The 20,619-nt window shown below is 33.3% G+C and carries 19 protein-coding genes; 8 read left to right on the forward strand and 11 right to left on the reverse strand.

Annotation, left to right across the window (positions count from 1 at the left end):
* Window positions 1-697 precede the first annotated feature (697 nt).
* On the forward strand, window positions 698-2,596 hold the full coding sequence (locus tag AAGU22_RS13080; protein WP_458719547.1) for a YncE family protein: 1,899 nt from the start codon (window positions 698-700) through the stop codon (window positions 2,594-2,596).
* A gap of 1,371 nt (window positions 2,597-3,967) precedes the next feature.
* On the opposite strand, the gene AAGU22_RS13085 is transcribed toward AAGU22_RS13080, so the two are convergent.
* Window positions 3,968-4,099 (reverse strand): hypothetical protein, encoded by a 132-nt coding sequence (locus AAGU22_RS13085; protein WP_458719548.1) that lies wholly within the window; start codon window positions 4,097-4,099, stop codon window positions 3,968-3,970.
* 180 nt (window positions 4,100-4,279) lie between these two features.
* Complete coding sequence (locus AAGU22_RS13090; RefSeq protein WP_458719549.1) at window positions 4,280-4,561, reverse strand: hypothetical protein; 282 nt, start codon at window positions 4,559-4,561, stop codon at window positions 4,280-4,282.
* 941 nt (window positions 4,562-5,502) lie between these two features.
* Here AAGU22_RS13090 and AAGU22_RS13095 point away from each other — a divergent pair.
* Window positions 5,503-5,982 (forward strand): hypothetical protein, encoded by a 480-nt coding sequence (locus AAGU22_RS13095; protein ID WP_458719550.1) that lies wholly within the window; start codon window positions 5,503-5,505, stop codon window positions 5,980-5,982.
* A 559-nt stretch (window positions 5,983-6,541) separates the two neighbouring features.
* Here AAGU22_RS13095 and AAGU22_RS13100 read toward each other — a convergent pair.
* Entirely contained in the window at window positions 6,542-6,925 is a 384-nt protein-coding gene (locus AAGU22_RS13100) for a response regulator (RefSeq protein ID WP_458719551.1), read from the reverse strand.
* 141 nt (window positions 6,926-7,066) lie between these two features.
* Window positions 7,067-7,216 (reverse strand): hypothetical protein, encoded by a 150-nt coding sequence (locus tag AAGU22_RS13105; protein WP_458719552.1) that lies wholly within the window; start codon window positions 7,214-7,216, stop codon window positions 7,067-7,069.
* A 628-nt stretch (window positions 7,217-7,844) separates the two neighbouring features.
* Here AAGU22_RS13105 and AAGU22_RS13110 point away from each other — a divergent pair.
* The 5 genes from AAGU22_RS13110 (at window position 7,845) to AAGU22_RS13130 (ending at window position 11,333) form a co-directional block, all read left to right on the forward strand.
* Window positions 7,845-8,897 (forward strand): extracellular solute-binding protein, encoded by a 1,053-nt coding sequence (locus AAGU22_RS13110; protein WP_458719553.1) that lies wholly within the window; start codon window positions 7,845-7,847, stop codon window positions 8,895-8,897.
* Window positions 8,887-9,357: a type 2 periplasmic-binding domain-containing protein gene (locus AAGU22_RS13115; RefSeq protein WP_458719554.1), complete on the forward strand. Its 471-nt coding sequence runs from the start codon at window positions 8,887-8,889 to the stop codon at window positions 9,355-9,357. The genes AAGU22_RS13110 and AAGU22_RS13115 overlap by 11 nt, the downstream gene beginning before the upstream one ends.
* 90 nt (window positions 9,358-9,447) lie before the next feature.
* Window positions 9,448-9,753 carry a hypothetical protein gene (locus AAGU22_RS13120; RefSeq protein WP_458719555.1) on the forward strand — a complete coding sequence of 102 codons (306 nt, stop codon included), beginning with the start codon at window positions 9,448-9,450 and terminating at the stop codon, window positions 9,751-9,753.
* A 19-nt stretch (window positions 9,754-9,772) separates the two neighbouring features.
* Window positions 9,773-10,069, forward strand: coding sequence for a hypothetical protein (locus AAGU22_RS13125; RefSeq protein ID WP_458719556.1), 297 nt, complete (start codon window positions 9,773-9,775; stop codon window positions 10,067-10,069).
* Window positions 10,070-10,232: 163 nt separating this feature from the next.
* On the forward strand, window positions 10,233-11,333 hold the full coding sequence (locus AAGU22_RS13130) for a cache domain-containing protein (protein ID WP_458719557.1): 1,101 nt from the start codon (window positions 10,233-10,235) through the stop codon (window positions 11,331-11,333).
* A gap of 1,124 nt (window positions 11,334-12,457) precedes the next feature.
* On the opposite strand, the gene AAGU22_RS13135 is transcribed toward AAGU22_RS13130, so the two are convergent.
* The 4 genes from AAGU22_RS13135 to AAGU22_RS13150 form a co-directional block, all read right to left on the reverse strand.
* Complete coding sequence (locus tag AAGU22_RS13135; RefSeq protein ID WP_458719558.1) at window positions 12,458-13,276, reverse strand: cupredoxin domain-containing protein; 819 nt, start codon at window positions 13,274-13,276, stop codon at window positions 12,458-12,460.
* A gap of 213 nt (window positions 13,277-13,489) precedes the next feature.
* Window positions 13,490-14,491 carry an extracellular solute-binding protein gene (locus AAGU22_RS13140; protein WP_458719559.1) on the reverse strand — a complete coding sequence of 334 codons (1,002 nt, stop codon included), beginning with the start codon at window positions 14,489-14,491 and terminating at the stop codon, window positions 13,490-13,492.
* Window positions 14,492-14,571: 80 nt separating this feature from the next.
* The gene (locus AAGU22_RS13145; RefSeq protein WP_458719560.1) at window positions 14,572-15,543 is read right to left on the reverse strand and encodes a hypothetical protein; all 972 of its coding nucleotides are present in this window, start codon (window positions 15,541-15,543) and stop codon (window positions 14,572-14,574) included.
* Between the two features lie 464 nt (window positions 15,544-16,007).
* The gene (locus tag AAGU22_RS13150; RefSeq protein ID WP_458719561.1) at window positions 16,008-16,307 is read right to left on the reverse strand and encodes a putative quinol monooxygenase; all 300 of its coding nucleotides are present in this window, start codon (window positions 16,305-16,307) and stop codon (window positions 16,008-16,010) included.
* Window positions 16,308-17,043: 736 nt separating this feature from the next.
* Here AAGU22_RS13150 and AAGU22_RS13155 point away from each other — a divergent pair.
* Window positions 17,044-17,598: an RICIN domain-containing protein gene (locus AAGU22_RS13155; protein WP_458719562.1), complete on the forward strand. Its 555-nt coding sequence runs from the start codon at window positions 17,044-17,046 to the stop codon at window positions 17,596-17,598.
* A gap of 200 nt (window positions 17,599-17,798) precedes the next feature.
* Here AAGU22_RS13155 and AAGU22_RS13160 read toward each other — a convergent pair whose 3' ends face one another.
* The 3 genes from AAGU22_RS13160 to AAGU22_RS13170 form a co-directional block, all read right to left on the reverse strand.
* The gene (locus AAGU22_RS13160; RefSeq protein WP_458719563.1) at window positions 17,799-18,275 is read right to left on the reverse strand and encodes a hypothetical protein; all 477 of its coding nucleotides are present in this window, start codon (window positions 18,273-18,275) and stop codon (window positions 17,799-17,801) included.
* Window positions 18,244-19,617, reverse strand: coding sequence for an FAD-binding protein (locus AAGU22_RS13165; RefSeq protein WP_458719564.1), 1,374 nt, complete (start codon window positions 19,615-19,617; stop codon window positions 18,244-18,246). Before AAGU22_RS13165 ends, AAGU22_RS13160 begins: the two co-directional genes overlap by 32 nt.
* Before the next feature lie 470 nt (window positions 19,618-20,087).
* Complete coding sequence (locus tag AAGU22_RS13170; protein WP_458719565.1) at window positions 20,088-20,387, reverse strand: hypothetical protein; 300 nt, start codon at window positions 20,385-20,387, stop codon at window positions 20,088-20,090.
* Between the last annotated feature and the right edge of the window lie 232 nt (window positions 20,388-20,619).

A 20,619-nucleotide genomic window follows, 5' to 3' on the forward strand; every position in this document is an offset into this window, starting at 1 on the left:
CGAGATTAACCACATACACTCAAATCCGAGAACACGGTCAATTATTATAGCCTACGAAAAAAGAATTGCCATTTGATGAGGCGACTAGGCATGATACTCCTAAATTTTTTACGACTGTCATCATATGTTATTTATTTAGGATAGAAAACTCTCAATTATTGTTAGAATTTTACTGGTTTGTAAAACAAAAATCTTTTAAGACATTGAATAGATTGATTTTTATCTAAATATAAAAGATAGGGCAGGTTAACTTGTAAAAGAACTAACGATATAAGGTCAAACAGAGGATTATGTTACTTGGTGTGTTATATACAAAATTGATTTGAATAAAATTACTCATTAAGATATCTAAATATTCTACAAGATTCGCTAGTTATGTTAGAATACCCATAAATATCTGATGCAACTGATCCTTTGTTTTAGATACCTTTTACTAATCTTTCAAGGATTTCATGGGGTTACTTTGATATTATATCCGCTTTTGTATCGATAAGGTTTGTTGGTGTTTCCTACTCAAAATTAATAATTATTTGGTCATTAGATTCATCATTATTCTAATCGTATGTGAAAACGCCTTTTAAATGATCTTAGCGAAACTTATAAATACTCTATTTACTAGAATGGATATTGAATGGTTTATGAAATATTCTGTCATGTAGTAATCTGATTAGGGATATGATGGGTAGGTGTCGTTTTATTGTCTGTTATCTTTCTGTTTTTGATAATTATTTTGTCTAATCTGTTTTTTAATAATAATGCAATTGGGCAGACTCTGGAGAGTATTAATGAAAAATATCATATGACCAATCCCCGGCTAGAAGTAGGAATAGAGCCAAATGAGGTAAAAGTCGATAAATTTTTAAATAAAGTATATGTGGCTAACGAACGTTCTAATTCTATATCAATTTTAGACAACAATTTGGGAACCCTGAAAGAAATTTTTATTAATACAATACCTCACGATGAGGAAGTAAATGACAAAATACATCATGTATATATTTCAGGTAAATCCCCTTCAGAAACTATATCTATAATTGACGGAAGAACCGATGAGTTACTACGAAATATACCTTTGAATCAAGAGCCGACCGATATTGAAGTCAATGAAAAAGAAAGTAAGTTGTATATTGCAGGAAAAGATGGTATAAGGTTGATTGATGATAACGGTTCCAATCCACTTAATATCAACTCAGTTAATAAATATGATATAGAGGCAAACTTTTCCAAAATAGCGGTAGATGAAGACGCAGAAAAAGTTTACGTACTTAATGAAGATCCACCAGAACTATTCATTTTTGATGATGATTTGAAGTTTTTGGAAAAATTATCCATTCCAGATAAAAAAGAGCCGACCGATATTGAAATCAATGAAAATGACCATTCTGTATATATAATTACTGAGAAGAATTTTTACAAACAGTATAATGATACTCAAATGACGGGTATTGAGTTAAATAACAAACCTCGTACTTTAGAGGTTAATGAGAACGATAACATGATATATGTAATTTCTGATAACGATGTTTCAATTATAAATGGAACTACGAATACTAAAATTGATAAGATAATTCCTTTGTTAGGGCCGCTCTTAGAATTAGAAGTCAATGAGAATACCAATACGGTATATGTACTAGCAGAACACGGCCTGTACTCTCTGAACGAAAAAACAAAAAGATTTTCTAATATCAACATGTCTGAACCACTCTCGAATATTGAAGTAGATGAGAACAGTAACATTATTTATTTGACATCTGAGGATTCTGATAGCTTGTTCGCAATCCATGGTCCTAAAAACAAAGTTGCTGTGGGAATTACATTTAATACATTTCCCTTAAACTCTGGAAGGATTTTATGTGGTGATGATAAAACTGAATATCCAATAAATCAATACTTGTATGAAGTACCGGGTATAACCTGTATAGCGAAGGCAAATAGTGGCTATGAGTTTGTAGGCTGGAATGAGAATATTGATTCAAATACTACTAGACCGCTGAGACAATGTATAGAAGAATCTTACAATTTTTATGATCCAGTCATAGAACCAATACAAAAAACTTTGAATATTTACAACGACACTGCGGATACGTCTTTTTGCCTAACCCAATATGGTACCTTTACTGCAAGTTTTAAGGAATTGCCTGCTCCCCTACCTACTGAATACTGGATTCCTCTGTATGGCCTAATTGTTTCGACGATCATTGGTGCTTCTATTCCAAGTATTATAGGATGGACTAAAACAAGAGGAGACATAAAAAAATTAAATCTTCACCATGAGAAAATAAAGTCACTATATGAAGAGGGTAGTCGAGATGACCATGATTTTGAATCACTGAATAAACTGAAAGATGAAATCTCTGATTCATTTTCAAAAGGTAAGATAAGCCAATTTCACTATTCGAATTTGAAAGACGAAATATCCATACTATATCAGGAGATATTTATGAAAAAAATCGATTCTATGGACGATGATAAAGAAGTAGATCTTTCATTAAAGTTAAAGCTTGTAAGAGAGATTAAGGATGCTTTTTCAAAAGGCAAATTAACCGAACTTCATTATAATTTGCTTATGAATAAAATTTCAGAGATGGAAAAATAGAATGCATCATCTAATTTATTTTAATTATTTATGAAATCTTAACTTGAACTTTTCATAGTATTTGTTTTCCCCCTTTTACGTATCAGACCCAAACCCTCTTAAGTTCGATTTGAAAATTTAGTTATTTTTTATCTTAACACAAAACAAAATTACGCTCAAAATAAGTTTATTGTAATGCCCCCTGGGCTAGCTTATGAAAAATAATTATTTTAGAAATATGTTATCATTAAGGTATTAGAACCCTACTGCCACTTATGATATTTGCGGAAGTACTGACGGAGTACTATCGCTTATCAAAAGTTTTGGTACAATGGAATTAAAATACAAACGTGCAGATTGTATTATTAAGGAGGTTTGGGAAAATACAGTAAACAAGAGAAATTAAAAAATATAATTTTTTATTTAGATAAATTAAAGCTTCTAAAATCAGCTCATCAGTGTCAGCAGTAACGTATTTTGTATCTAGGATCTGATCATCATTTTCATAATTATTAAGTTGAAAAAATAAATTTTCTAATTGTGCTAGACCTACTTTCCTAAAAGATTCTTTTGCAGACTGATATAACTAGAGTTAAGTTCTTTGTGACAATAAGAGCATCTTGTCAATCAAATTATTATTAAAGGAGTTCTATCAAAACTTTAGCAATAAGTGCGTTAGTTGTTGTCAGAGGAAAATATGTAGCGTTGGATCTTTAAATAGGGTCTCATAAATAGCTAATACCGATGACGCATCTGAGGATAATGGTAAAAAATGATGTAGACTGTGCTCAATTGTACGCCTACTTAGGCTCTCTGAAAGACTATTCCAATAGAACAAGGATTGAAACTTTCTGGCCACGTCATCAGGGGCGACTTTGATGAGAACGCTCTGAAAGACTATTCCAATAGAACAAGGATTGAAACTTGATATATTTAATGGTGATATACAAAAGGAGCAGATGAAATGAATAAAATGAAGAGACTAAAAGAAGTAGATGGTGCTATCTGGTTTGTCATATTTCTCTATATTGGATTATTTTCAATAGCATTATCATTGGTAAAATTAGGGATATGGGATTAGAAAATGGATAATAACGAACCATGCGCTATGAAAGACTATTCCAATAGAACAAGGATTGAAACGGACCGCCCCCTCATTTTATCTTCCATATGCTCTACAGGGTTAGTACGCGTAGATATATGATAACAACTCAATTTATAACTCAAATTACCAAAATAAGAAGTAGGATGTGTGCCAAAACTGCTGTCCCTTTATGCCATACTGAAATTAAGCCCACCGAGTCTATGTTTTTTGATGATATGCTCACCTATATCATGATAATTGATCAATTATCAAAATCATAGGATACCTGTTTTAAAATTAGAAGGATTTCATTCTTTTTTAAATAACATCCCACCGGGCCTGGTTGAAATCTGTTCATCTTCAGTTTGAGGATTCTTTACTATCATATTATCCATATTTTGTTTAAATTGTGAAGAAGCCTTGTCATTGAGCTTAAGCATAGCTTCTTCGTAACTTTTATTTAAGCGTCCAAATTGTTATTGCTTGCAATGAGAGTCATGAATATATCAATTATAAAAAGATTTTAAGCCTAATGTAAAGAATCCTCAAATGTACGAGTAAATTAGAAATTCATGTAATCTAATAATATTAAAAATATCTAAGTGCGAAGAGAGAATATATTACTTATTGATAGATTTCTGTGCTTTGTTGATTATCGATTCCACATGTGAAGGTAGATTCACTTCGTGAATTTCCTTTTTAATTTTGCGCTTACTCATCAAATATTGGTGGGCAAATTCGGGAGTAATTGATTTGACATTAGAAAAATCAATTATAATATCATCTGAAGGGGTATACTCAACCTCTTTTTCAACAAAAGTCATCGCACTTTTTTTAATATCTAAATCCGCTGAAACAAAATCTCTAATGGAAACAACATGAATAGCACTCATGGCTGTCATATCAGTTTAGAATTCTCCTTCTCTAAATTTGTCTATTTCTATCAATTGTATTTGATGATTGCTATCTATCAGTTTTAGCTATCATTAGTGCTCTTTCGCATTACTCAACATATTTGGCTTAGATTTTGGTCTACATTTTCAATAGTTTGACCGGCCTTTTTGTAACCACTCATTGGTTCGAAGAGGCGAGATCCTCTTCTCCTATGATTTCCTTGATAGTTGGGGGTTCAGAGATAGAAAGAGATCAAATTACTTTTTGTATTGAAACAAAAAATAACTAATTAATTTTACCCAGATTTAATTTTATGAAAATAGTGACACAGGAATTTCAACATAGTATTTACATGTATTACGCTGCGTAACATATATTAACATGTTATAACATATAATTGTATGATAAAATCAAAAAAAATAATAAAATTGCCCATCGTTAATACAACAAAGCCAATCCGAAAAATCTTCAAACGTTTATCAACTAGAACGGAAATTGTCTAAAATAACTTTACGGAGATGTAAAAAGTTAATTTGCGAGCATACTATTATCGAGAGAACAATCACAATGTAGATAATAATTTTGTACTGCCTTTGATGAATTTAATGACATAAACAGGAAATTATTTGAAGTACCTGAGATTGATAAACTCTTATCTTTTTCAGATAAGAAAAACATTTGTATCCAAAATCAATCCCATCAAAGCAGCAATTTTTTAAATCGTGTTATTGCAAGAATTTGCATTGATTATCATTCATCTAAAACAAGTGATAAAGATAATAAAGTTGAAAAGAAAAGAACCATTCTAATAGATGCAGGAAGCGGTAATAATCTAGGATGTTTCTATATCAATTTAGTTAATCAAGCAATAAAGAAAGAAATAGACATTAACAGCATCCTTGATGGGATTATCATTAGTAGAGCCTTCACATTTTCCCAATTGGCTAATATGTTAATTTATGAACTTCCCAAGATGGTGAGAGAAATAGGTAACAAGTTACAGATCATTATACTGGACTTGTTCGATACATTGGTTTCTTCGAATGTAAAAAGCAGAATGAAAAAATTTGAAAATAATGGTTATTCAGAAACATCAAGAAATGCTATTCAAGTGAATATAAGAATAGTCCATGAAATGATTGACGTTTTGATTGGTCTTTCAGTAAAATATTTCGTAATTCTAACTTGCGAGGATTGTGAAAATATTAAGGACAATCCTATAGCATTCAAATTCAATAACGCTATAAACATAAAGTACTCTACGGATAAGAATAAAAATAAGAACGAACAGATTTTTAAAATAGAACAAATAACAGGCCGGAACAACAGATCTATAAATAGCGTGAATACCGAACAATTGGCACATCTAGACAGGGATAAAAGCTTAAGCTTCTCACCAACAAGATTAGTTAATTTGAGTGGAGCCTGATGGATCGTTCTGTCTCCTCATTCAGAATGTTGATAGACATTGAAAGATCATAATGGATAGATTTTAGAAAAGAGCTCTGTAAAGAAGACAAACAACGATTTGATGGATTGTTTTCAGTCCCCAAACTATATCATCATGCGTCATCCAATTCATCTAATATAACAACAATTGAACCAATTATTCTCAATCTCATTTTCAACAATTTCAAGATAGTTCATGGCACACAGACTACATCTGTACAAGTCGAAAACAACAGTATCAATGGAGGTTTTCAAATCTGTCAGTCAAGCAAAGAATCAGAAATTGAAATACAAATTGGATTTAACAAAATAATACAAGATTGGAATAAATTCATTCCCATGGGATATAGTAGGACATCATCATGCACATTCGTGTTCAATTGAACAGGATGTAGTTCACAATTGTAATCAGTGGTTGACTTAATCTAATACAATGCGTTAAAATGAGATGTGAGACTGATGGTTAGTGGGCTCGACTCGCTATGATATGATTTATGTTAACAAAGATATAGAATAACCTCCTAAATAAGTTATTTGTGTTATTGATCAATCGACCATTTGTCATTCGTCGGATAGCTTTTTACAATCCTATCAAATTGATCCAATCCTAGTGGTTTCTTAAGGATTTCTCTGACTCCAACATCTATATAGTCAGCGATATCATCTATCTTCAAATTGGAGCCAGTTAATATTATTATGCATTTATGTCGCACACCTTGTTTTTTCAATTGTCTTAATATATCAAATCCTGTGTAAAATGGCATTTCAATATCCAAAAATATTAGATCATAATGCTGATTTTGAATCTCAAACAATCCCTTTTGACCATCATTGACCTCCTTACAATCAATTTCCATCCCCGTACAATACCCCGCCAATAAGCGAGTGATGTCGGTGTTGTCATCAATTGTCAGTAATTTCAATGATAATCATACTATTGATCAAACTTATAAATATTGAGTGAAATTGCAATATTTAAGAAAATATTGAATTCATGAATTCTATTAATATTCGAATATAATTTTTGAGCAACCAAGAATTATGGATAATAAGGATTAATTACCCTAATACTCAAAATTCTTCAAATTTGTAGAGGTCGATTCTACATATTGTCGCATTCCTTCCATATCTTCAGTTAGAGGTTGGAAAGAATTGATCAGAGAAGGAGATTGTTCCTTTTTATCTCTGACAGAGAAAAAAGAGGGTGTATGCAAGGACTTCTCCAAATAGAACATTATTTCTTACCGCCGATCCCCGTGGGTTATGATATTAATAGATTAAACTTTTTACCCTATTTGATAGACCCTTATTAAGACAGCTGATATAATCGTACGTTAAACTAGATTTCTATTGAATTGTTAGAAATATATCTTCTCTTGTCTCCATATAAGAAATACCAAAGAGTAATCTATGCCTTACTTTAAGAGCATGCAATGGCTTGCAATGGTATAAACTACCATGATTTACCATGCCTACATATATTATTATTTACTAGGATCTTTTTTCTTTTATCTTATTATATATCCCTAATTAGCTGATACCAACTTAGCTCACAATTCCACTTGATAGAATATGTATTAGGCTTCCAATTGTAGTGATATACAGAGATAGGAAACTACATTGATTTTTCTTCATTAGATACTCTACATCTTTAAGCATTCATAATTCTGTTTGTAACATCTATTGATCCTGCCTGCCTGCAAATTAAGTTCTATCGGATTAAACACAAGAATCAGCAACGAGTTCTAGGCTTTATTATATAATTAATATCCTGTTCGATTTTGTATCGGAATTTGAATGAAACAAAAAACCTTATAAGCATTGTAATTTTTGTTACTATTCATGGTAGAGTCAGCCTTTGAAAATCCTCACAATAATTTTTTCAATAAATTCCTAAACCTAGATCATAAATTAAATACACAAGACAAAGAAATTTACCTAATTTTTAGAGAGAGAATGTCATTGTATGAGAAGACATACGCTGCATCCTTAATGAAAAAAATCAAATACTCGATGATTATAACTTTTCTCTTCATTATTGTGACAGCAGGGCTGTCACAATTGGATCAGTTTAAAATATCCTCTTATTATGTTCTTGGGGCTCCTCAACCAAAAGAGAATGTAACCATTACAGCCCTTTTTAACCAAATGGGCAAAGCAGATATGGTGAAGGAACTATTGGTTGATGCTATCAATAAATTAAAAATCAATCAGCCTGACCTTGACATCAATCTAAAGTATATCGAACTTCATGATCTGACTCATAATGCTACTAAAGATGAAATGTTGAAGACAATATCAAATGGTACTCATATCGATATCATATCATTAGACCAGATTTGGCTTGGAGAGTTTGCCGGAAAGGGATTATTAACAGATCTTACTAATTATACTGAAAAATGGGGGAGGATCTCTGATTGGTATCAATCAAACTGGGCTGGTGGTATCTATAAAGGCAAACCTTATGGTATTTGGTATGAAACTGACGTGAGGGGAATATGGTATTGGAAGGACCTATTAAAACAAGCTAACATTGAGCCCTCTATGCTAATGACGTGGGAGGGATATATTGACGCTGCTAAAAAGCTTAATACAGCACTAAGACCGCAGGGAACGGAAGGAGTTCACCTCACAGGGGCTAGTCATTCTCCTGACCTATGGTATCCCTACTTATGGGAGCTTGGAGGAGAAATAATTAAACAAAAGAGTGGCCACCCAACTAAAGGTGCGTATTGGTTTCCAGCTTACAATGGTTCAGCAGGGGTTAAAGCCATGGAATTTATCAAAACTCAGGTTGATTCAGATATTATACCACAGAAAAAACATTTCTTTGGAGATGAATTTGCTAACAGGAAATTTGCAGTAATGATTGAAGGATTCTTGGATGCCCAGTAAATGGTCCAATTTAACAGGACAACAGATTGAAAATATAGGATTTATTCCAATGTTTCCAGTGCCTGATAATAAAACTAAGAACTCTACATTGATGGGTGGATGGGTGATTAGCATTCCGGTAACTTCTTCCAATAAGAATGTAGCATGGGAAATAATTGAACAATTGTTAGAGCCAGAAATTTTATCTCCTTGGCTAGCTAAGCAAGGATTCCTACCAACACAGGTAACACTGGGGCAAGGTACAACCTCCTATTCGGATCACTTAAGAAAATCTATTCCATTCTATGACGATATGATTTCAATCATTCCTACTGGAGGAAGCAGACCTAATATTCCAGAGTATCAAGATATTGCTGAACATATAAGACAAGCATTAGAGGAGGTTTTCTATGATACAAAAGAACCTAAACAAGCGCTTGATGATGCTGCAGTAAAGTCGGCAAAGGCTCTAGGATGGTAAAAGTATTGTAAAGAATACAAAGGAAGATCAATCACAGGATCCTGTTAACTTAACTATAAATCTATAGCTTAAAGATGCTTTATTTCTGTTATGTTGAGTAAAAGAAAGAGAACATCTTCAGAGCATATTTACCATGGTCTTTATTTGTACTTTCTTGGTTTATCGCTCAGAAATTCTGTCAAAGCATTATCCTTTTTACATGTTATCAATAGAAGTCACGTTGCAATTTGGAATTGGATTCAAAGGTATAAACCTCGAAAGGTTTCAACAAGAAGAACAAAAATATCAGAATACCTCATTGATGAGACATTAATAAAAGTCGGCTCAGAATACTCCTGGTTATGGGCAGCAATCGAATCAGAAAATAGGCAAATTCTCGCACTCTTTCTTAGCTAATAAATCCAAGGAGAGGAACATGCTTATCGCAGAGAGATTTATTTCAGGTCTGATCAAGATTCACGGAAAACATGTCGTATCAACAGACGGTGGAACCTGGTACCCAATGGCTTGTAGATTCCTAAAACTAAAACACCATATCAATTCTTCGTTTGAGAAAAGTCTGATTGAAAGAACTATGCAGTACATCAAGGATCGAACTGAAGGATTTGACGATTACTTTCCATGTAGTAAAGAGAAGTGTAAACTAAATTATGTCAAAAACTGGTTGAATCTTTTTGTAAAAATACACAACAAGGAAGTGCTAAACGCCTAAGTTAACAGCGCCGATCACAGTCAAATAACTAATAAATAGATTCTATTGTGGACCACATTATTTTTGATCATAGATGAACGAGTAGCCCATCCACGGCGGACTCTGCATAATATTATTAATACCCGACTATAACTACTTGCAGGTACTTATTATGGATATATTTTTGGGAAAAGAAAGAGAGATAGGTATCATCTCACTTATTTTAATTATCTTATGCTCAAATGGCTTATTATTTTATATCCAAAATATGACTGCTGCGGACCTAAAAAAGACTGTATTTGAACAACAAAAAGAGCTTCAGATACAAGCTACAAATGATATTGCTCGACATATAGGCTCAGATATCAACTTAGTTATGTCAATGCTCTATGGTTTAACAAATTCGCACTATATACAGCTAGGAGAATTGGGAGACGACAAAACTACAAAGCTTTTGGATGACGCTTATAATAAACACAATCTTACGATAGATAGCCTGTTTATTTTGGACAAGAACAATGTTATGGTAAATACGATATCTACCCAACCATCAGAATTTGTTCTCGGCGAAGATTTCTCATTTAGAGACTGGGTAAAGCAGACAACAAGTGGCCACTTACCCGTCTTCTCTAATGGCGATTTTGAGAGACAACAGATACTCAGAGAATTCATATCTTATCCGATCCTGAATCAAGATACGGGTCAATATATGGGGATGATTGTAACATCGATACCTACAATACCATTTTTTGCACACTATGGAAATATTCAAGATATTAGTTCGAAGTTTTTGGTAGTATATGATAAAAACGGTTTCATGCTAGCTAATGGCGCAAGCGAGACGCTTGTGGGACAAAACTTTTTTGGCAATTATACACAAGAATTTATCAATCACAATAAAATCTTGAACGATGCGACTCGGAATTTATTAAACGGCAAATCAGGTTTCGCAGTTTATGATTATGGTCGTGGTGAAAGATTAACCACTCAGTATCCTGCATATATAAACAATCAATCTTCATTTTTTATTCAAATAGTGACTCCCACGTCAGAAATATATTCAAAGATTGACAATGCTCTTTCCGAACAAAGAACAGGAATCGTTACTTTATCTATTGTTGCCAGTATTATTGCTGTTACTATCTTAGTAATTTTACTCAGACGATGGAATATTATTCTAAGAAGAGAAGTAAAAAGGAGAACACAAGAGCTGGAAGATTCTTATAATGAGATGAAACATTACATGGTAGAAGTTTTGAAGGACCTATACAAAGATAACAAGTAAAGAGACAATTTCAATAAAGACTTTCTCAATGGCCTTTGCATAGGCTCAGAGTTTTATAAGTCAGGCAAGACCATTTGGGCAACAATAACTATTCAACTCAACTATTATTAGAATCACTCTTTATCATTATTAATGACAGATCATGTAGAAAATTCAAAAAGTGTAATCTTCTCGGGTTGTTTTGTTATCCATTGATTTTGAAAAGAGAAAGAAAGGTCGGACATTTTCTCTTTCTATTGCGGATTTCAAATTATAACATGATTTAAGAAAAAGCATGATATAAGGTTATTCCTGACATTTTATTTAGGCGAGAATTCAGATTCCTGTCATTCCAGACATTTCGCCTTTAGTATGGCTCTGATTCTTTCTCAACAAAAGCAGATTGATTCACATCTAATAAAATAATTTTTGATTCTGATTAACAATCTTTAACTTTTGGATTTCAGATTAAATTCCACAAGGTTTATTGAGAACTAATCCGCACAGATGAGGACCATGGTCTTGGCAACTATTAATTTGATAGCATAAGTTTCGCTCATACTTTATTAACTTGTTAACATCGATCTATTTGTTATTCATTATTTAGCCAAATCGATGAGTTTGGTCTAAACTCTAATCTAAGTATCATTATTGTCAAAAAAGATGAAATATTCTTGAATAATTGAATAAATAATTATTTCATAATTCTCTAATGAATTAGGTATATCGTTTATTAACTTTAGTTACGAATTTCTTACAATGTCCTAGGGAAATAGTATTGAGGGCTACATTCATGTGATAAGTGTCTATCGTCAAATGCAATAGCTTCGCAACTACTTGTTCCATTGATTATAGGCACAAAAGCATGAGACTTGAAAACTAATCATGGTGTTGACGGCGCCGCATTATACTGATGCCTTTAATACTTCTCAACTAGGATTTTGTTATTAAACATGTTGGTGTATGTATTAATCATTATGGGATATCTTTGTCTTTCAAACTGGATGATTAGAACCAATCCTAACCCTGTACCACTTGGAACCTAATCCCAATCATGACGACTTGACCAGATTGGCATATTATGATTTTGTAAATTGTCAAATAATCCGAGGTATCAAAAAGTACTGATAAAAAATAGTTAATTATTAACTATATGGTAATTCAGAGGATAACCCACTTAATAATGAAAGTGTTTCACCTAAATCTTTACCACCTGTGGTCCATACAATTAATGTTTGTGTATCACCTGTTCCTTCTTGTCCACCTCTCAAGTCTTTAAAGTCGTATGTATTGTCAACAGTAATCCCTGCACCTGTTATCTGTTGGATGTAGTCATCAATATTTTGCGTGGGTACCATCAAAATTCCCACCGTATCAATATTGCTAGAGTTTGAACTTGTGGATATGGCTGTGCTAGACGGCGTTATTGATGATAGGATATTACCTACTGTTACAGAACCAGTCATTGTTACACCTGGGTCACCTTCTGCTTCATAATTATACACACCTGGATTACTAAATGTAATAGGATTTGATGCTTGGCTATCAACTATCTCTCCAGTGTTAAAAAATGTAGTGCTACCGTCAATGTCCTTCACATCTATTGTACGTTCGTGACCTGCATCACCGTTAAACCATTGTACGGTAGTTCCAGTGCTAATTACAGCATTTTCTGGTACAAAGTGTTGATCCAAAAATCTGGCTTCATTGTCTTCACCAGCAGCATGGTGACCTTCATTGGGAATGAGGATAACAAGATTTTTTACATTATTGCCTAACGTCATTGTTTTGGTGTTAAAAATGCTTTCTGCATTAATATTTGGCTGTACATCAACACTATCAGTAGAATTTGTTTGCGCAAATACATTATTGGAGAAAACATACGAGATGGGTCCGGATAAAACCAACATACCAGCAATAGCTAAAAGTAGATGTATATTCGATAAATTATTTTTATTATCCATTAATAAAAAGGGAGTTTGAAGTTACATAAAAGCTATTATCATTCTCTAGAATGAGAATTAGGCCATCATTCCGTGTTAATAGTGAATAAGGGTGGATAAGATTTGATATTAAATTGCATTAAAACATACCATAATACCACTAGGGACTTATTCCCCACAGATGAGGACAGCTACCCGGTCATACAAATTTGCTCAAGGGATAAGACTGCATTCCTACGAAATTGCCTCTTTTATAGACAAAGGAACATCATCGGTATTTCCTTCAGACGTTATGTTGATCGGATTAAGTCCCTGATTTTCTAGTAACTGTGAACCATTATTGGAAATTATAAAATTTACAAACGAGATTGCGCCGTCCATATTCTTAACAGTCTTTGGAATAGTGATTGAAAAGTCAACTGGTTCCCCGTAAATTGTTTTTTGATCAGCTTGCAAAGTGTAATTTGCATGTTTGTAAAAATCAGAATATGTGGGATCACCAAGATTGATCTCGTTGGGTAAAGTGATATAGGGAAGATCTCTCGATATGGCCTCATGTTTGTATGCTATGACTGCATCCAATGAACCCGTTTCTAACACTGTCTTAAGCGTTTCTTCAGGAAATATCTGTTTGGGATTTCTATCCTCTCCAAATATTCTATTCTTGATAGATGAATAATTGTAATAGGAATTTGCTAATTCAGCGGTAATAATTCCATAGTATCCTTTTGGATCCAACTCAGGATCTGTTCTACCAAATTTGAAACCATCCTGAGAAACAATTTCATACCATGGAATTTCACCCATTCTTGCTTTTTCTAAATCACCAAAGTGTGGACTATAGGGCGAGTAAGCAATCACAATTTCGGCTGATCCAAACTTTAAAAGCCAATCTACTAGGGGAAGAGTAGTATTCATTAGCCTTGTCATTGGTACCGTTCCAGCACTAACAAATACATCTGGTGTTCTAAATCCATCCTTAATCAAATTTGAAACTTGAACAGACCCCTTCCCTTCCCCGACGTATGGATATCCAGATTCGCTTTGAAATGCAGGTCCAAGTACATCTTCAAATATCTTTACAAGAGATCCAGCGTACATCACAAAGACTTTATCTTGATTACCGCCAGTTACACTTCCTTTTGCACTTGAAAATTCACCTAGTAAATGTACTGAATATAGTCCGATGATAACAAAGAGTATCAAGAATAAACCATTCTGCTTCTTGTTAATCACTAAATAATTAATCACAATATAAAACATAAGAACCCTGCTACCACAGGGAACTTAATCCTCATGGATGAGAACTAGTAGAATTATCTATGAGTAGCTATGGATAGTTTAACGATATACTGTGAAGGTGGTCCACATCCGGGTGGACTTGTGGTCCCAGGATAAGTTTTTTCTGTAATGTGTTCTCCGTTAAGGGCAGTTGAATTTCTTAAAAATTCAGATGACAGAGGTATCTCATCTATGAATACCAAACCGTTGCATCCTCCTGGAATTAATCCTGGAGATAAGGACCTAATGACGTTTGTCGCCTGAACCAGATCAGAAATATTGTATGATGGTTCCATTAGTTGAATAAGAGTATCTCTAAGGTTGATTAATGTAAATGATGTTGTACTGTCTGCCTTATTTAGTCCCAAAATTTCTACTTTAAGGGAATCGTTTTCATTATTAAATGTAAATGGACCAATTCTTAGGTTTGTTGTTATGTTTGCACCATCTCCTCTAGATCCCAAGTATTTAGTTGCGGTCAAAGGATTGTCATTATTCTTTTGACCGCTTATACCAACGTATAAAATATCGGAAGTAGGAGCACGTGCTTCATTGATCAATAAATTTTCCATTGACACATAAATTGTTAATGGACCATGAAGAATGGGATCATATTTGGCCAGTATAGTTGCCGGATAAACGTTGCTTGATCCTGATGTTGATGGAATTTTAGTCAAAGTTATATTATTATTTGAGTCGTTCATCAAAATATTAAAATCAACATTCCCACTGTTAGTATTATTTGATAATGGAGAATCTATCCATTTTCCAGTTATCTTGCTAATGTTATTTTCTAACGTTCCACTAAAAATGTTTGCAATGGTGCTGGACTCAACATTTGGAGCTGTCCCTAATATCCAAACTGTATTATTTGTTTGTTTAACATGATAAATAGCCTGCTTGTCTGACAAGTAAATACCACTGATGTCCTTACTATTGTTAGTTGGCGATTGTGCATCTGCACAAATTACAAAAATCATACAGGAAATTGAAAAGAAAATAAGCATGGAGCAATAGATAATACCTTTTCGCATATTTTATGATCTTTATATATTCCCTTATGTAGGATTTAAAGTTAAATCGTAAGGTACAGGGAAAATCAGTAAGAGAAAATATATTACATAAAAATGACCTAATCCGGATAATGTGAATGTTAAATATTCTTATATTCATCATCAAATTCAATTTGTTTTGCATTTGCAATTTGATTTGATCGGCTTAGAGCATATTTTATATCAGATTAGATCAAATTAAGAAAGTAATTGTCGTAACTGTAATTATGTAAGAAGAAAAAGAAAGAAAACCGGCCCATCCGTGAATTGCTAATTCATAAGAGAACTGCGTTGCATGACCGAATTGAGGTTCTAATCAAATTACATTATCGAGACCGCATCTAAAAAAATAAGTCAACAATAGATATTTTAATAAGTGTTCTCCTACAGGTTCCCAACTGGATCCAGAAGCGATCCAGCTATGGAAGTTTAGATGCAATGATATCTATCTTCTCAATAGATGGGGGGCTTGCAAGTAGATCCGAAGATTTTTCCATTAGGGCAGCAGCAATTTGTCCTGAAAGATGAGCTTGTCGATCAGATTCGTCTGGAAAAACATCAAATATTCCAAAAGTGGATGGTCCTAGTCGAATTGCAAACCATGCCACAGTATCTGGCTCTTCCTGAACTATTGGTAATCCATCTTTGAGGAACCGTTCTACTTCATCTTCTTTGCCTAGTTTTGCTTCCAATTTAACATAAAGCCCTACTTTAACCATGGTATTTGTCCCTCTTAGTAAAACAATATCCTAAATTTTGTTTCCTCATTTTAGAATCAATGTGAAAAAAGTATTTAAGGTTTAGTCTTTTGAACATGATTTAGATCTAGTGTCAAATACTATGTTCAAAAAGAAAAGAAAGTATTGACAATAATCAAAAGTTGAAAAGGTAAGACACAGTTTGATACCATCTTGAATTGTCTAATGTTTTATCGACAATATTTTAATTATGATATTTGGAAAATATCGGCCTAGTGTATGATAGAACATTGATGCCGCTAGGAACTTTGATCCCATGGGCCTACTTCATGACTGAATTTTTTTAGGTCCAATGTGAAGGACATAATATAAGTATAATAAAATGCGATCAATACCTTAGAATAAGATTTACATGAAAATTGTTATATGATAAAGCGTACTTTTGATTCAATTATACTTTATAACCTCTGCCTCCAGTCTATATTCTCTAGAATTGATACTTGTACTACTAGGATTGATTTGCATTATTGTAAAATAGAGATTATTTAACGAGTTTTTAAATACTGATGACGTGGTGTGATATGGTAAATACAAAGCATAATTTAGATAAAGATATGTCTTTTCAATACAAATCAAATCAAACTTCATAATTGAATCAAAGGATTTCGTTAGAAATACCATATTGGTTAAACATAGTTAACTTGGTTCCTATGAATAATTTGTTTATATGTTCCGATATCATAATGTATTAATCATAATGACAAAAAATAATGGAAATACATACAATTATCATTTAATTGCCGCAGTATCTTTAGGTTTAGGAATAGTCAGTATACTCTTGTTATCTTCAAATCATTTAGACTATGCATACAGTGAATCATCTTATTTCATAAAAAGTAAACTTAATGGCATGGTTCTTGATATTCCAGGATCAGATCCACGTCCCGGTGCCTTTATACAAACTTGGACACAAAATAATGGTTTGGGTCAACAGTGGACAATTACTGGTGATGGATTTATAAAGAGTAAACTTAATGGCATGGTTCTTGAAATTCGAGGATCAGATCCACGTCCCGGTGCTTATATACAAACTTGGACACAAAATAATGGTTTGGGTCAACAGTGGACAATTACTGGTGATGGATTTATAAAGAGTAAACTTAATGGCATGGTTCTTGAAATTCGAGGATCAAACCCTCTTCCCGGTGCTTTTATACAAACTTGGACACAAAATAATGGTTTGGGTCAACAGTGGACTTTAGAAAAACTTCCCGAAAGTACATCTGATAACTCATTCAATGTTACCAATTGAATCAAGCCGGGTCATGTAATTGTAACACTGTAATTATCTATTTTATGGTCAAGGGAGGAGGGGTTTTTTTAGCATAATGTCCACAATAGAAATACTAATTGTAATTCATCCAATCATTCTTAGGAGATAGACTGCAGCAGTAACAAATTGGTATGTTGATACGTTGACAAGTCATAATACTATGTAACGAAGTTTGTTACTCATTCAGACTCATTATTATGAATGGGTTTTGAATGGTTTCTTATCACTTCTTTCAGAGTTCCTTTTACTTCTTTGACATTTTGTTTATATAGTATCATTTTTCCATCTTCCTTGGTACAATAGATATTAACACGCCACGCATCGTTATCGATAGTTGGAAAATCAGAACGAAAGTGCGCACCTCTGCTTTCTTTTCGTATAAAGGCACTCTTTATTATCGCCTCACATACAATCAAAGATGACCTGACTTCCAAAGTTATAATGAGATTCCTGATGTGGTTATCATTATTTAATTCATTTTTCGGTAGTATCCGAATCTGAGAATAAAACCTATCCTTTAAAGTTAGAATTTTATCTAACCCTTTTTGAAGATTTGATGCACTCCTTACTATTCCTGCAACTTGATTCATTAGATCTTGTATTTCTTTGCGAAAACTTAATGGCTCATCCAATACCACAAAAAGAATCTTTTTCAAACTTTTGTATATCCATATCTACTTCCGACTCTAGTGAAGTTTCTTCAAGTGGGGTTTGTACCTGCTTTGCAAAAATCGAGGCTTCCCTCCCCGCCATTTTTCCAAAAACCAATGTATCAAGTAGACTGTTACCACCTAGCCTATTGGCACCATGAATCTGACTTATTGCTTCGCCAGCTGCGAATAAACCCTCAACTTTTGTTTTGCAATTTATATCTACTAATAATCCGCCCATAGAATAATGTGCAGTAGGACCAACTTCCATTTTCTCCTTAGAAATATCGACTCCGGCTATATCCTTAAATTGTTTATACATGGTGGGCAATCTATCTAATATTTTTTTCAAGGGAAGATGAGTGACATCTAACCAAACTCCTTTATGGACAGTACCTCTACCTTCTGCGATCTCGTTATAAATGGCTCGTGCAACTTTATCTCTAGGACCTAGTTCCATCCTTTCGGGATAATATTTTTTCATAAATCGTTCATTATTTGAATTCAGTAAAATGCCTCCTTCTCCTCGGATAGCTTCAGTAGCAAGCGTACCTAATGCATTTTCAGGCCATACCATACCAGTAGGGTGAAATTGAACCATTTCCATATCTACTAAATCTACTCCTGCTTCATATGCCAGCTCAATTCCTTCACCATAGTGTTCATAATTTCTCGAACTGCTTATAGAATATACTCTTGTATATCCTCCTGAAGCAAGTATTAAAGATTTACAATTAAATTTCACAAGTTGTTTTTCCTTGATGTCAATGCCAATTGCTCCTATTATTTTGGATGGTGAAGAATTTGAGTATCCATCTACATTTTCTATGTTATCTTTTAGTAGCAACTTTGTAATATAGATATTATCTATGATATCGATCTTTCTCTCATTAACCTGTTTCATCAGGACACGGACTATCTCATTGCCAGTCCAATCTTCATAAAAAACAGTTCTTCTGTAAGTATGAGCTCCAAAGAAACGTTGTGTTAGTCTCCCATCTTGCTCCCTATGAAATCTAGCGCCCCAGTTAACTAATTCACGGATAGCATCAGGAGCACTCTTGCAAAGAACTTCAACTCTCTCATAATCAGCAATATGTTCGCCTTCTATTAAGGTATCAGAAGCATGTATTATCCAGTTATCTTTGGGGTCCATGTTTCCAAGTGCAGCATTGATTCCTCCTCTTGCAAGCACCGTATGAGGATCACCTTGTTTGCTCTTGCTAATTAGAAGAACAACTGATCCATTGTCGTGAGCCTCAATTGCAGCTCTTAGACCGGCAGAACCACCACCAATAACTATGACATCATAAGAATAATTAGTCTGACTGTGATTATTTTCAGTCATAATTATGTTTTATGGTAAAGATATTTAACAAATATTATGAATTGAATACAAACTATATTCAATGATTGGTAGCAAAAGTTTTTAAATATGATATCGTTGATTTAGGTTAAAACTTTAGATAACAAAATAGAAAACGTAATCCTTTAATCTATGAGGATAAAGTTCTTCTAGAAAATTCATCTGAGATAAATTAATCAAATACATTTCTTAACTATATTATAGTCTTAAACAATAATTCATTATCATTTAGATTACTTATCTTAACCAATTAATTTGAATTAATTGAGCCTTAAAATATTTAAGGCTCAGCTAGAAAAGAGTTATTTCATACTTACTTCATAAAAAGAGAAAATATTTGCTTCTTTACTGCTTCACTTTTATTATTCATATTTCCACTACCTATTCTAGGTTTAAGTTCAGGACTAAAACCAAATCATCCTTTTTTGTTACCTAGTTATATGTTTCATAGTCTAAAACGATGATCCTTTATTGCTCAGATTCTGATAGGTTTTAAGAAGTTTAGTTATTCCTTGATCCGGTTTCTTCACCAGATCTGCTGGTTGAACATCTCCAGATTTTGCAGGTACTTGTTTGCAATTGTATTTCTGCCCTGTTTGAAGGTCTGCATCACATTCAAGGCATTTTGGATTGTTATCTGTACCATCACAGCATATCTCTTTATTTTTATCACTGTCATATACGCAACTGAAAAGGGGTTTTCCGCCGGGGTTTGCTGCGTATACCTCACTTTGAACTGAAGCATCAGACATGATTATGACCAAAAAACTGTTATACCAGCGTTCATGAAAATTTTTGAATTTATCTTGTAGAACTTAATCATGCATCGACTTATAGCCAAAAAATATGAACCCCTTCATTTAATTTCAACATTCGTATTAAGCTAAGGCAAATAAAAATAGGAAAGGTAAATGCGAAAAGTATGGAATGACAATGGTTGGTATATGTATGTGTGTATGTGTGTATGTGTGTATGTGTATGTTA

This window comes from Candidatus Nitrosocosmicus sp. R (assembly GCF_054408505.1).

Bases quoted from the DNA above. Each gene is read 5' to 3' on its own strand.
- AAGU22_RS13135 (WP_458719558.1), bottom strand. From the start codon at position 13,276: ATGGATAATAAAAATAATTTATCGAATATACATCTACTTTTAGCTATT.
- AAGU22_RS13110 (WP_458719553.1), top strand. From the start codon at position 7,845: ATGGTAGAGTCAGCCTTTGAAAATCCTCACAATAATTTTTTCAATAAA.
- AAGU22_RS13095 (WP_458719550.1), top strand. From the start codon at position 5,503: ATGTTAATTTATGAACTTCCCAAGATGGTGAGAGAAATAGGTAACAAG.
- AAGU22_RS13115 (WP_458719554.1), top strand. From the start codon at position 8,887: ATGCCCAGTAAATGGTCCAATTTAACAGGACAACAGATTGAAAATATA.
- AAGU22_RS13150 (WP_458719561.1), bottom strand. From the start codon at position 16,307: ATGGTTAAAGTAGGGCTTTATGTTAAATTGGAAGCAAAACTAGGCAAA.
- AAGU22_RS13165 (WP_458719564.1), bottom strand. From the start codon at position 19,617: ATGACTGAAAATAATCACAGTCAGACTAATTATTCTTATGATGTCATA.
- AAGU22_RS13125 (WP_458719556.1), top strand. From the start codon at position 9,773: ATGCTTATCGCAGAGAGATTTATTTCAGGTCTGATCAAGATTCACGGA.
- AAGU22_RS13155 (WP_458719562.1), top strand. From the start codon at position 17,044: ATGACAAAAAATAATGGAAATACATACAATTATCATTTAATTGCCGCA.
- AAGU22_RS13170 (WP_458719565.1), bottom strand. From the start codon at position 20,387: ATGTCTGATGCTTCAGTTCAAAGTGAGGTATACGCAGCAAACCCCGGC.
- AAGU22_RS13120 (WP_458719555.1), top strand. From the start codon at position 9,448: ATGTTGAGTAAAAGAAAGAGAACATCTTCAGAGCATATTTACCATGGT.
- AAGU22_RS13085 (WP_458719548.1), bottom strand. From the start codon at position 4,099: ATGCTTAAGCTCAATGACAAGGCTTCTTCACAATTTAAACAAAATATG.
- AAGU22_RS13145 (WP_458719560.1), bottom strand. From the start codon at position 15,543: ATGCTTATTTTCTTTTCAATTTCCTGTATGATTTTTGTAATTTGTGCA.
- AAGU22_RS13090 (WP_458719549.1), bottom strand. From the start codon at position 4,561: ATGACAGCCATGAGTGCTATTCATGTTGTTTCCATTAGAGATTTTGTT.